Genomic DNA, 12,516 nt, shown 5'->3' with positions numbered 1-12,516 from the left:
GGTATGCGGGTGGCGATGATGACTCGGGAATACCCTCCGGAGGTTTACGGCGGAGCCGGCGTACACGTCACCGAACTGGTTTCCCAACTACGCCGGTTGTGCGCGGTGGACGTGCACTGCATGGGCAACGACCGCCCCGGCGCCATCGCGCATCAACCAGACCCCCGCCTGGATGCCGCCAACGCGGCCCTGTCGACGTTGTCGGCAGATCTGGTGATGGCCAATGCCGCGAGCGCGGCCACCGTGGTGCACTCGCACACCTGGTACACCGGCCTGGCCGGGCATCTGGCCAAGCTGCTCTACGGCGTTCCGCACGTGCTGACGGCGCATTCGCTGGAGCCGATGCGCCCGTGGAAGGCCGAGCAGCTCGGCGGTGGCTACCAAGTGTCGTCCTGGGTGGAGAACACCGCGGTGTTGGCTGCCGACGCGGTCATCGCCGTCAGTTCCGGCATGCGTGACGACATCCTGCGCGTCTATCCCACGCTGGACCCCAACGTGGTGCACGTGATCCGCAACGGGATCGACACCGAGGTCTGGCACCCGTCGGGAGCGGTGCGTACCGGGTCGGTGTTGTCCGAGCTCGGCGTCGAACCGGACCGGCCGGTGGTCGCATTCGTCGGGCGAATCACCCGGCAGAAGGGCGTCGCTCATCTAGTGGCGGCCGCGCACCACTTCAGCCCGGACGTTCAGTTCGTGCTGTGCGCCGGCGCCCCCGACACCCCGGAAATCGCCGAAGAGGTACGGTCCGCGGTCGCCAAACTGGCTCGCAGCCGCACCGGGGTGTTCTGGGTCCGCGACATGCTGCCTAAGCCAAAGCTACGCGAAATACTCTCGGCAGCAACGGTTTTCGTGTGCCCTTCGATATACGAGCCGCTGGGCATCGTCAATCTGGAGGCCATGGCCTGCGCGACGGCGGTGGTGGCCTCCGACGTCGGCGGCATCCCCGAGGTGGTCGCGGACGGCGTCACCGGATCACTGGTGCACTACGACGCCGACTTTCCGGACGCGTTCGAGACCAGACTGGCCGAGGCGGTCAATGCGTTGGTCGCCGACCCGGCAAGGGCAGCGCAGTACGGCCAGGCAGGCCGTCAGCGCTGTATCGAAGAATTCTCGTGGGCACACATCGCCGAGGAGACGTTGGACATCTACCGCAAGGTGTGTGAGTAGACAGCCCGGTGGCCCGGGCCTGCCTGACTAGCTGGTGACGCCCTTGAGCTCGTCGCCCAGTGCGGAGGCTTCGTCGGGCGTCAGCTCGACTACCAGGCGGCCGCCACCTTCCAGTGGTACCCGCATAACGATGCCGCGCCCCTCCTTGGTTGCTTCTAGTGGACCGTCGCCGGTCCGGGGCTTCATCGCCGCCATCGAGTGCTCCCTCCAGATTCGAGCTGGCCCGCGCTCACGGACCTGGTCGGCGCCGAGCATGCCCCACCAGTGAATTTCCAGCCATACCCGACATTGAACTGCCAAATCACCCAACCCATTGTTCCCTATCCGTGTCGCAAGGTGGACAAAGACCCGGAACTGAGGCGAACTGAGACCATTCGAGGCCCTCAAAGAGGGGTCGGCTCAACCCAGCAAGCACGGATGTGATCGTCGACCATCCCGGTCGCCTGCATCAGCGCGTACGCGGTGGTCGGCCCCACAAAACGGAAGCCGCGGCGCTTGAGCTCCTTCGCCATCGCTTTTGATTCCGTACTCGCCGAGGGGATTTCAGACAAATCGGCGAAACGGGGACGCGGTTCGGGCGCAAACGACCACAGCAGGTCAGACAGGTCTTGCGGCGACCCGAGGTCCAATGCCGCGCGCGCATTGGCAATCGTCGCCTCGATCTTGGCGCGGTTGCGCACAATTCCTTCATCGGTCAGCAGTCGTTGCTGGTCAGCATCGGTGAAGCGGGCGACCTCCGCCGCATCGAACCCGGCGAAGGCTCGCCGGAAGTTATCCCGCTTGCGAAGGATGATCAGCCAGGAAAGGCCGCTCTGGAACGCCTCCAGGCTCATCCGCTCGAACAGGGCCGTGCCGTCCTTCAGCGGGCGGCCCCATTCCTCGTCGTGGTAATTGCGGTACAGCTCGGCGTCGGGTCCCGGCCGAACCTCCGCCCAACCACAGCGAATCAGCCCGTCACCGCTCATGTGGGGCCGGACCGCTCCGCTTCGACGGCTTCGGCCGCCGACAGCTCAGCGGAGTCGGACGGTTCGAACGAGTCCGGCTCCGGTTCGCTGCCGGGTGCTTGCAGAGCGGCGAGCTGGCCGCGCAGCACCTCGAGCTCCCGGCCGAGCCGGTCCAGCACCCAGTCCACCTCGCTGGTCTTGTAACCGCGCAGCACCTGAGTGAATTTGACGGCGTCGACGTCGGCGCCGGTGACGCCGTAGGCCGGCAGCACGGTCGCCGTCGATGCCCGTGGCAGCGGCGGCAGCTGCTCACCGCGCCCGAACAGCAGGCTCGCCGCGCCGAACAGCACCAACGCCACCAGGACCAGCACCACCAGGTAGAGCAACACCAATGCCACGTCGTCGATCTTGCCCTATAGCGCCGACAAGAAACCTCTCAGCGTGGCCGCACCACATTCATCGGCGGCCGGTCCACCAAAGACACCGGCGAAGTGTGCGCGGTGTAGCCACAGCCGTCGGGGCCAGCGGCGAAAAACTGGGTCAACTCCACACCGGAGTCGGCGATCCCGCACCGGGACAACAAGGTCGCTATGACCTGGCGGCTCATCGCCCCCAGCGCGGCCAGCGGCCGGTTGCGGTGCGCGCGCACACCCAGGTTGACCTGCGCAATCGCATCCAAGCCGAGCCGATCGAAGGTGTCGATCAGCAGGCCGATCTCAACCCCGTAACCCGGGGCGAACGGCAGCGCGGTCAACAGCTCCCGGGTGGCCGCATACTCGCCGCCGAGCGGCTGCAGGATGCAGCCCAGCTCAGGCCGCAGCGCCGCCAGCAAGGGCCGGGCCACCAGCTCAGTCACCCGCCCGCCGCCGGTCGAGCCAACCTCGCCAACATCACTGACGCCGTCGGCCTCGCGAACCATCAGCGGGCGACGGTAGACGCTCTTGACCAGATGAACTCCGTCGACGGTCAGCAGCGGTTCGACCAACCACGGCACGAACATCGGGTGCGGATCGATCAGGTCAGAGTCGATGAATACCACGATGTCGCCGGTGGTGACCGCAAGTGAGCGCCACAGCGCCTCACCCTTCCCGGGCAGCGTCGGAATCTCGGGCAACGCCTGTTCGCGACTGACGACTCGGGCACCGGCCGCGATCGCGCGGATCTCGGTGTCGTCGATCGAACCCGAATCGAGCACAATCAGCTCGTCGACCAGACCCCCTTTGTCTGAGACCAGCGGCTTAATGCTGTCGATCACCGACTCGATGGTCTCTTCCTCGTCGAGCGCGGGAAGCACCACCGAAATCGTTCGTCCAGCTTTCGCCGATACCAAATCCGCGATCGTCCGGCCGGATCGCTCCCAGCTGCGACTGGCCCGCCAGACGTCCCCTGGCCGGCCGCCGAACCCGCCAGCATTGGCGAGGTCGCCGGCAACCAGCTCCGATGCCGTCATGCCAGTCCCCTCACGGTGCGCGTCGGCGGGCGCGTCCCCTGGATCGAGGCCACCATTTCCAGCACTCTGCGCGTCGCTGCGACTTGGTGGACCCGAAACATGCGCGCACCGGCGGCGGCCGCCAGCGCGGTCGCTGCCAGTGTCCCCTCAAGCCGTTCGTTCAACTCCACGCCCAAAGTCTCCCCGACAAAGTCCTTATTGCTCAACGCCATCAGCACGGGCCACCCGGTCTTAACAAGATCGGGGACATGTCGCAACAGGTGCAGCCCGTGGAAGGTGTTCTTGCCGAAATCGTGAGTCGGGTCGATCAGAACCCGGTCGCGCGCCACCCCGACCGCAACTGCCCGTTCGGCGGCTCCCGTGACCTGACGAATCACGTCGTCCACCACGCCTCGGGTAGTCGTACCGTAACTCACCCGGAAGGGACGCGTGCGTGGCAGCGCTCCCCCGGTGTGCGCGCACACCAGGCCCGCGCCGAACTCCGCCGCTACCTCTTGCAGCTCGGGGTCCACACCGGCCCAGGTGTCGTTGATGATGTCTGCGCCGGCCGCGCACGCCAGCCTGGCTACTTCCGCACGCCAGGTGTCGACGCTGATCAGCTGATCCGGATAGGCGCCGCGAAGCCACTCGATAAACGGCACCAGTCGGGCGATCTCAGTGTCGGTGTCGACGGTCTCGCCGGGGCCGGCCTTGACGCCGCCGATGTCGATGACGTCAGCGCCTTCGGCTATCGCTCGGTGCACGGCGTCGCGGGCCGCCTCGTCAGAGAAGGTAGCGCCGCGGTCGAAGAAGGAATCCGGGGTGCGATTGACGATCGCCATGATCAGCGCACGATCACGCGCGACTGGGCGACCGCACAGGGTTGACTGCACGACTCCATAGTGCCTGCCGGTCACGAGTGAGACTGCGGTGGTGGCGCCGAGCCTGCGATGAGTGCTAGAGACGCGCCGCCCCGGCCTTTCAGCCCTGGGGCCGCTTTCCGCCCGCTACCTCGTTGGGGTACTCGTCGTAGTACTCGACATACCCGTCCTTGCGGCCGGCCAGCACGTATAGCGGGTCTTTGAGGGGTTCGTCGGCCGAGCCGTACGCCTCCTTGCGCAACTCGACTTTGCGGCTCTTGAACGTCGTGGTGTGCTCCAGCGACTCCACGACCCGCACGAACAGCGGCAGCGCATAGGCAGGCAGCTGGTCGTACACCGAACGCGCCAGCGACTGGCCGTCGAACTCTTTGCCCTCGCGCAGTTTGACCGCCGCCATTCCGGCCCGCCCGCCGGTGTCGGGCACCTCGACGCCGTAGACCGTGCACTCTTCGACGTTCTTGTCCGTGGACACTGCCGCCTCGACCTGGGTGGTGGCCACGTTCTCGCCCTTCCACCGGAACGTGTCGCCCAACCGGTCGACGAACGCCGCGTGGCCCATTCCCTGCGGGCTCATCACGTCGCCGGTGTTGAAGTAGGTGTCGCCTTCTTTGAACGCGTTGCGCACCAGCTTCTTCTCACTGGCCTTCTTGTCGGTGTAGCCGTCGAACGGCTGCAGCCGGTTGACCGGGCTGAGCAGCAGGCCCGGCTTTCCGGACGGTACGCGGCGGACGCGCCCGTTGTCGTCGCGCACCGGTTCGCCTGTGTCGGGGTCGTATTCGACGTAGGCGAGCGGCATCGGCGAGATTCCGGTGCTGCCGGGCACATTGAAGACGTTGATGAACGCGGTGGTGCCTTCGCTGGCGGCGTAGAACTCGCAGACCCGCTGGATGCCGAACCGCTTGGTGAACTCACCCCAGATGTCCGGACGCAGCCCGTTGCCGGCGATGACACGGATCTTGTGCTTCCGGTCGGTCGGTTTGGCCGGCTGGTTGAGCAGATAGCGGCACACCTCGCCGATGTAGATGAACGCGGTGGCATCGCTGGCAATCACCTCATCCCAGAACCGCGACGCCGAGAAGGACTTGCCCAGCGCCAGCGCCGCCCCCGAATTGATCACCGACGACACCGCCACCGTCAGCGCGTTGTTGTGATAGAGCGGCAGCGCGCTGTACAGCGTGTCGGTGGACTTCAATCGCAGCCCCAGTCCGCCGAACGCGCCGAGGGCCTTGAGCCACCGGTAGTGCGTCATCACGCTGGCCTTCGGGTAGCCCGTGGTGCCCGAGGTGAAGATGTAGAACGCGGTGTCCTTCGCCCGCACGGACGACGCCGACGCGGGATTGGTGGCGGGCGCTGTGGTGGCGAATCGCTCCAGGTCTTCGAGGGTGAGCACCTCCCCCGCCGTGCCACCGGACTCGCTGACGGCACTCACCAAATCGGACTCGGCTACCAGCACCTTGGCGTCGAGCAGACCCAGGCTGTGCGCCAGGACCTCACCCCGCTGGTGGTAGTTGAGCATCCCGGCGACCGCGCCGCACTTGACCACGGCCAGCATCGACAGCACGGCGTTGGGTGAATTGCGCAGCATGACGCCGACGACATCACCCGGGCCGACACCGCGGGCGGCCAGCACCGCGGCGTACCGGTTCGCGGTCGCGTTGGCTTCGCGGTAGGTCAGTTGCTCGTCGCCGAACTTGAGGAAGATCCGATCCGCATAGCGGGCGGCGCGGTCCTGAAACACCGCGCCGATCGAGGTCTTGGAACTCGGGCGCGGCAGCAGGCCGGTTCTGGCGGCGCGCAGGATCGACGGAGCATCGGCCACCAGCCCCGGAACTCTGGCCGCGATATCGGTGAACTTGACTCGTGTGCGCGCGCCACTTTCGTGATCGGCCACGTGATCCCTCGATTCCCTGTCAGGCAGGCACACACGCCTGCAGCGCATCGCCGACTTTATCCACCACGATGAGCCTGTCGACTGCCGCCTTCGAGACGAAGCCGCGCTCGTGCAATTCACCGATCCACGCCCGCATGCCGTCGTAATGCCCCCACGGGTCCAGGATCACGATGGGCTTTTCGTGCCCGCCCAGGTATCCCTCGGTCCACGCGCTCAACAACTCGTCCAATGTGCCGACTCCACCCGGCAGCGTGATGAACGCGTCGGCACGCTCTTCCATGACCTGCTTCCGCTCACGCAGGCTCCCGGTGACGATCAATTCATCCGAGTCGTGGTCGGCCAATTCGCGGTCCATCAGCATCTGCGGGATCACCCCGACGGTCCAGCCACCATGAGCCCGCGCCGCCGACGCCACCGCCCCCATCGCCGAGACGTGGCCCCCGCCCCACACCAGCGTCCAGCCTTGCTGCGCGATCGCCGCTCCGAGTGAAGCGGCGAGTTCCAGTAACTCGGGGTCCGTCGACGAGGCGGTGCAGTACACAGCCACCGTCGGCCGGCCGCTGGTTTCTGGGGACATACTCCGAAACGTAGACCACTCGCGCGGCCCTGCGTCTCCGCGGGCCATAAGATTCCAACGGTGCCGATTCGTTGGAACGTCCCTCAGCACGCGGCGGCGTTAGAGCGCGTCGGTGTAGCGCTGGGCGACAAGGGCGGCGCTGTCGTGCTCGGGTTCGACGGTGCCGGCAAATCGACTTTGGCCCGGCTTGCCGCCGAGCAGTATTGCCGCGAACACCCGGCCACTTTGACCCGCTGGGTCATCGGCACTCCCGCCGAGCGGGTGGTTCCGTTCGGCGCCTTCGGCCATCTGGTGGACATCTCCGACATCGGCAAGCCGGCGGCGCTGTTGCGGGCGGCCAGAACGTCGCTGACCCGCGTCGCGCAGCAGGGCGATCTGCTACTGATCGTCGACGAGGCTCACGACCTGGACATCCTGTCGGCCACCTTGGTGTATCAGTTGGCATTGACCGGTGCGGCGCGGATGATCGTCACCGCCCGTGCGGACGCGGCACCACCGGCCATCGCGGCGTTGTGGACCGACGGCCTGCTGGACCGGATCGACATCGAGTCCCCGGGTGGGGCGGCGACGCCCGCCGAGGTCGACAAGTTCCTCACCGAACTGCCGGGGCCGGCGCGGGCGGTATTGGACTATCTCGCGGTCGCCGAGCCGCTGTCGCTGGCCGATCTCACCGTGCTGGCCGGCGACGGCGCGGTCAGTCAGGCCGAGGATTATGGCGCCGCCGAAACCCGGGTGCGGGGTGGTAACGCCGATCAACCGGTGGTGTACACCGCGCACCCGCTGTTCGGCGAGCGTGCGGAGGTGGCATTGGGCCGCGACGGTACCCGGCGGCGGCGCACCGACGTGGTCAACCTGCTCTCCCAGCATCCGTCCGACCATCCCAGTAACGCGATGCGACTGGCCTCGCTGGCGCTGGACAGCGACGCACTGCAGCCGGTCGCCGAGGTCGCCGCTGCCGCCGAGCAGGCGCTGCGACTGGGCGACCTGCGGCTGGCGGAACGGCTGGCCCGGGCGGCGGTGGACCGGTCAGGCGGTCTGGACGCACGGCTGGTTCTGGCGCAGGCAATCGGTTGGCAGGGACGCGGTCGCGAAGCCGGCACCGTGCTGGCGGAGGTGAACGCTGCGGAGTTGTCCGAGGCCGAACTGATCGCCTGGGCGGTGCCGCGCGCGGCGAACCAGTTCTTCATGCTCGGCGAACCCGAGCGTGCCACCGCGTTCCTGCAAACCAGCCGCAATCGTGTCACCGGTCCGGAGGCCCGGGCCGTTCTGGACGGGCTGACCGCCACGTTCGCGATGAACTCCGGCAACTTGCAACGCGCCATGACGCTGGCCACCGAAGTGCTGTCCGGATCGGTGGCCCCCGATATCGCGGTGGCGTGGGCGGCGAGCGCGTCCGTGTTGTCCTCGGCGCGGATGGGCCGATTCGGTGACATCGAGCAACTGGCCGAAAAGGCCTCGGCCGTAGAACATCCCGGGTTGCTGCGGTTCACGGTAGGGTTCGGTCAGATCACGTCGCTGCTGATGGCGGGTGAGGTCGCACCAGCGCAGACCCTGGCGCAGCAGTTCACCGACTTCGCGGAGTTGCAGCAACCCGGCCGGGCGATCGGTGAGACGCTGCTTGCCTACGTGCTGAACTTCAAGGGCGAATATGCTTCTGCCGCAGCACTATTGGGACCAGCTGCCGCCGAATTGGAACGTAGCGGCTATTCGTGGGGCCCGTTGTCGCTGATGTTGTTGACGACAGCCATTGCCCGCCAGGGTGACATACCAGGATCGGCAAAAGCGTTGCGGCGTGCCGAAACTCGACACGGCACCAAGTCGGCGTTGTTCGCGCCCGAACTGGGGCTGGCCCGAGCCTGGACCAGGCTCACCGCGCGGGACAAGACCGGCGGGATAGCCGCAGCGCGTGATGCCGCCCGGATGGCCGAACGCTCCGGACAATCCGCGGTCGCATTGCTGGCCTACCACGACGCGATCCGGATGGGCGATATCCGCGCACTGGACGCCGTTACTCGGCTGGCGACTCAAATTAATTGTGCAGTAGGCGATCTCGTCGTCAGGCATGCTCGGGCAGTGACCGATCGCGACGCGGCCGCGCTGACGGGGGTAGCCGAGGAATTTGCCCGCATCGGGATGGGCGCCGCGTCGGCGGACGCCGCCGCGGCCGCTGAGCGGTTGAGCGCGAACGGCTAGGGCTACCGGCTCAGGTAGCCGCGCAACATCTCCGCCGCGGCGGAGATGTTGCCGACCGGGACCCGCTCGTCGCGCTTGTGCGCCAGATTGGGATCACCGGGTCCGTAGTTGAGCGCCGGGATACCCAGCGCGGCGAATCGGGACACGTCGGTCCAGCCGTATTTGGCGCGGACCTGCCCCCCGGCCGCCTCGACAAGTGACTTCGCCGCCGGCGCCGACAGACCGGGCAGTGCACCCGCCGCGGAGTCGGTCAGTTCGATCCGCACATCGAGGCCGTCGAGCACCTCGCCGACGTGCTGGAGTGCGGTTTCCGGGGACCGGTCCGGCGCGAATCGGAAATTGATCGTGACCGAAGCCGCGTCGGGAATCACGTTGCCCGCGACGCCGCCCTCGATGCGCACGGCCGACAGACCCTCGCGATAGACACAGCCGTCGATGTCGACGCTGCGAGCTTCGTAGGCAGCCAGCCGGTCCAGCACAGCGCCGAGCTTGTGAATCGCGTTGTCGCCCAGCCAGGAACGTGCCGAATGCGCGCGAGTTCCGTTGGCGCTGAACACGACTCGCAGCGTACCCTGACAGCCGGCCTCGATGAAACCTGCGGTGGGCTCGCCGAGGATGGCCACGTCGGCAGCGAGCCAGTCCGGCAACTCGCGCTCGATGCGGCCCAAACCGTTTGCCGCCGAATCGATTTCCTCACAGTCGTAGAACACCAGAGTGAGGTCGTGCACCGGGTCGGCAACGGTGGCGGCCAGGTGCAGGAAGACCGCGTCACCGGATTTCATGTCGGCGGTGCCGCAGCCGTGTATCTCCCCGTTCTCGATCCTGCTGGGCAGGTTGTCGGCCACCGGCACGGTGTCCAGGTGCCCGGCCAGCAGCACTCGCGACGGCAGGTTGCGTGCGGTGCGCGCCAGCACCGCGTTGCCGTTGCGGATGATCTCGAAGCCGGACGTCTGCGCGCGCAGCGCCGCCTCCACCTCGTCGGCGATGCGTGCTTCGTGCCGCGATTCGCTGGGTATGTCGACGAGTGCGGCGGTCAGTTCAACGGGATCACCATGCAAGTCCAGCACGCCCCCAAGTATGCCGAGTCTTTTGTGTCTGCTCGGCCAGGTAAGTAACCTTGCCGCCGTGACTGGAGCTGAAGGTATTGGCCTGGCGACGCTGGCCTCTGACGGATCTGTCCTCGACACCTGGTTTCCGGCGCCGGAACTGATCGAGTCGGGTACCAGCGCGACGTCGCGCCTGGCGCAGTCCGACGTTCCGCCCGAACTGGCGGTGCTGGTTGGGCGCGACGACGACCGCCAGACCGAGACCATCGCCGTGCGCACAGTCATCGGTTCGCTGGATGACCCGACCGCCGACGCATACGACGCCTACCTGCGACTACACCTGCTCTCGCACCGACTGGTGGCGCCGCACGGACTGAACGCCGGCGGCCTGTTCGGGGTACTGACCAACGTGGTGTGGACCAACCGCGGCCCCTGCGCCATCGAGGGCTTCGAAGCGGTACGGGCCCGGATGCGCCGGCACGGACCGGTTTCGGTGTACGGCGTCGACAAGTTCCCGCGCATGGTCGACTACGTGATGCCGTCCGGTGTACGCATCGCCGATGCCGACCGGGTGCGCCTCGGCGCGCACCTGGCGGCCGGCACCACCGTCATGCACGAGGGTTTCGTCAACTTCAACGCCGGCACCCTGGGCACCTCCATGGTGGAGGGCCGCATATCGGCGGGCGTCGTCGTGGGTGACGGCTCCGATATCGGCGGCGGGGCGTCGATCATGGGCACGCTGTCCGGCGGTGGCGAACAGATCATTTCGATCGGCGAGCGCTGCTTGCTCGGCGCCAACGCCGGCATTGGCATTTCGCTGGGCGACGACTGCGTGGTGGAGGCAGGTCTCTACGTCACCGCGGGCACCAAAGTCGCCACGCCCGACGGCAAGTCGGTCAAGGCGCGTGAGCTCTCCGGCCGCAGCAACTTGCTCTTCCGGCGCAATTCGCTCACCGGCACGGTCGAGGTGGTGTCCCGCGACGGCCAGGGCCTCGCGCTCAATGAAGAACTACACGCCAACTAGCGCCGGCCGCGCGGCCGGCTCATCGAGTGCGGTTCCACCGGTTTCCGGCAGTAGGTAGGTCGCTGCGAGGCTGGCCGACACCAGTGCGGCCATCATCAGCCCGATCGCCCAGCTGCCGAAATGCACCGACAGCGGACCCGCGATCAGCGGCGGCACCGCCCCACCGACAATGCCGGCGAGATTGATCGACAGCGCGGTGCCCGTGTACCGGTAGCGGGTAGCGAACAACTCGGGCACGAATGAGGTGATGGGCCCGAAAACGGCTCCGTCGACCGCGTACAGGCCGACGATGGCCACCGCGAACAGGACCGGGCTGCCGCGGTCGATGAGCGGCATCACCAGCAGCGACCACGGCAGACCCACCGACCAGCCGACCAGGATGACCCGGCGGCGACCGAACCGATCGCACAGGATCGACCCGACCGCGGCGCCCCCGATGCACGCCAGCCCGCCCAGCACCCCGACGAGCAGGATGGCGTTGCGCGAGTAGCCCAGGTGAGTGTGCGCGTACGCCGTCAAATAGGTGCTGGCCAGATAGACCAGACCGAAACAGCCCAGCACGCACCCAGCGGCCAGCAGCACCTCACGACGCTGCAGCCGCATCACCTCCGCGAGTGGTGCTGCCAGATCGCCATTGCACGCTTGCTGCCCGGCGAAGACGGGCGTTTCGCTGATGTTGAGGCGCACGTACAACGCGATGACGATCAGTACCGCGCTCAGCAGGAAGGGGACGCGCCACCCCCAGGTCATGAAGGCCGAACTGCCTTCGCCGATGGTGTAGTTCACGCCGAGGAAGGTCAGGCTGGTCAGCACAAGCGCGATGGCGCCACCCACCACCGTGAACATCCCGTAGCGCCCACGTCTGGCCGCCGGCGCCGTTTCGGCGCTCAGCAGGGCCGTACCGGCCCATTCGCCTCCGACCGCGAATCCCTGCAGCAGTCGCAGCGCAATCAGGATCAGCGGGGCGGCCGCACCGATGACCGCCGTACCGGGTACCAAACCCACCGTCACCGTGGACAGAGCCATGATCAGCAGCGTGGCAACCAGAGTCCTCTTGCGTCCCAACCGATCTCCAAAATGACCGAAGACCGCGGCACCGATCGGCCGGGATACAAAGGCGGTGGCGAAGGTCCCCATCGAGGCGACGGTCGCCATCGTCGGGCCCAGGTGCGGGTAGAAAACGGTCGGAAACACCAGCGCCGCGGCGGTGCCGTAGATGAAGAAGTCGTAGTACTCGACGGCGGAGCCGACGAGGCAGGCGAGCGCCACGCGCCTCATGGGCGTGGCCGACGAGTCAGGTACAGACACAGCGCTGAGGTTAAGGCGTCATTCCCGTTGCGCGCCGTGAGACGGCTGCGAGTTTG

Annotated in this window: 12 protein-coding genes; 3 read left to right on the top strand and 9 right to left on the bottom strand. The window is 67.1% G+C overall.

The window, feature by feature from the left end; genetic code table 11:
- The first annotated feature begins 3 nt into the window (after positions 1-3).
- Entirely contained in the window at positions 4-1,167 is a 1,164-nt protein-coding gene (gene glgA / locus ACZY1I_RS27535; RefSeq protein ID WP_463760379.1) for a glycogen synthase, read from the top strand.
- 27 nt (positions 1,168-1,194) lie between these two features.
- On the opposite strand, the gene ACZY1I_RS27530 is transcribed toward glgA, so the two are convergent.
- From ACZY1I_RS27530 to ACZY1I_RS27500, 7 genes are all read right to left on the bottom strand, one after another.
- The gene (locus ACZY1I_RS27530) at positions 1,195-1,362 is read right to left on the bottom strand and encodes a DUF3117 domain-containing protein (protein ID WP_127782270.1); all 168 of its coding nucleotides are present in this window, start codon (positions 1,360-1,362) and stop codon (positions 1,195-1,197) included.
- 188 nt (positions 1,363-1,550) lie between these two features.
- Positions 1,551-2,132: a DNA-3-methyladenine glycosylase I gene (locus tag ACZY1I_RS27525; protein ID WP_463760012.1), complete on the bottom strand. Its 582-nt coding sequence runs from the start codon at positions 2,130-2,132 to the stop codon at positions 1,551-1,553.
- On the bottom strand, positions 2,129-2,509 hold the full coding sequence (locus ACZY1I_RS27520; RefSeq protein ID WP_463760009.1) for a DivIVA domain-containing protein: 381 nt from the start codon (positions 2,507-2,509) through the stop codon (positions 2,129-2,131). Before ACZY1I_RS27520 ends, ACZY1I_RS27525 begins: the two co-directional genes overlap by 4 nt.
- A gap of 38 nt (positions 2,510-2,547) precedes the next feature.
- Positions 2,548-3,561 (bottom strand): glucosyl-3-phosphoglycerate synthase, encoded by a 1,014-nt coding sequence (locus tag ACZY1I_RS27515; RefSeq protein WP_463760007.1) that lies wholly within the window; start codon positions 3,559-3,561, stop codon positions 2,548-2,550.
- Positions 3,558-4,382 (bottom strand): dihydropteroate synthase, encoded by an 825-nt coding sequence (gene folP / locus ACZY1I_RS27510; protein WP_463760376.1) that lies wholly within the window; start codon positions 4,380-4,382, stop codon positions 3,558-3,560. Before folP ends, ACZY1I_RS27515 begins: the two co-directional genes overlap by 4 nt.
- A 139-nt stretch (positions 4,383-4,521) precedes the next feature.
- Positions 4,522-6,360, bottom strand: a complete 1,839-nt coding sequence (gene fadD6, locus ACZY1I_RS27505; RefSeq protein WP_463760004.1) for a long-chain-acyl-CoA synthetase FadD6 — start codon at positions 6,358-6,360, stop codon at positions 4,522-4,524.
- Positions 6,332-6,889: a TIGR00730 family Rossman fold protein gene (locus ACZY1I_RS27500; RefSeq protein WP_463760002.1), complete on the bottom strand. Its 558-nt coding sequence runs from the start codon at positions 6,887-6,889 to the stop codon at positions 6,332-6,334. The genes fadD6 and ACZY1I_RS27500 overlap by 29 nt, the downstream gene beginning before the upstream one ends.
- A 60-nt stretch (positions 6,890-6,949) precedes the next feature.
- Here ACZY1I_RS27500 and ACZY1I_RS27495 point away from each other — a divergent pair, with 60 nt between their 5' ends.
- On the top strand, positions 6,950-9,082 hold the full coding sequence (locus tag ACZY1I_RS27495; RefSeq protein ID WP_463760000.1) for an AAA family ATPase: 2,133 nt from the start codon (positions 6,950-6,952) through the stop codon (positions 9,080-9,082).
- A 2-nt stretch (positions 9,083-9,084) separates the two neighbouring features.
- Here the strand turns inward: ACZY1I_RS27495 and dapE are convergent, their stop codons facing one another.
- Complete coding sequence (gene dapE / locus ACZY1I_RS27490) at positions 9,085-10,149, bottom strand: succinyl-diaminopimelate desuccinylase (RefSeq protein ID WP_463759997.1); 1,065 nt, start codon at positions 10,147-10,149, stop codon at positions 9,085-9,087.
- 10 nt (positions 10,150-10,159) lie between these two features.
- Here dapE and dapD point away from each other — a divergent pair, with 10 nt between their 5' ends.
- Complete coding sequence (gene dapD / locus ACZY1I_RS27485; RefSeq protein WP_463759994.1) at positions 10,160-11,152, top strand: 2,3,4,5-tetrahydropyridine-2,6-dicarboxylate N-succinyltransferase; 993 nt, start codon at positions 10,160-10,162, stop codon at positions 11,150-11,152.
- On the opposite strand, the gene ACZY1I_RS27480 is transcribed toward dapD, so the two are convergent.
- Positions 11,138-12,430 (bottom strand): MFS transporter, encoded by a 1,293-nt coding sequence (locus ACZY1I_RS27480; RefSeq protein WP_463760372.1) that lies wholly within the window; start codon positions 12,428-12,430, stop codon positions 11,138-11,140. The two genes, dapD and ACZY1I_RS27480, sit on opposite strands and share 15 nt — an antisense overlap.
- Positions 12,431-12,516: the final 86 nt, after the last annotated feature.

The organism is Mycobacterium sp. IDUB_37 (assembly GCF_055419245.1).
The sequence above is the reverse complement of the archived record's forward strand: the minus strand, read 5'-3'. Positions and strand labels throughout refer to the sequence as shown.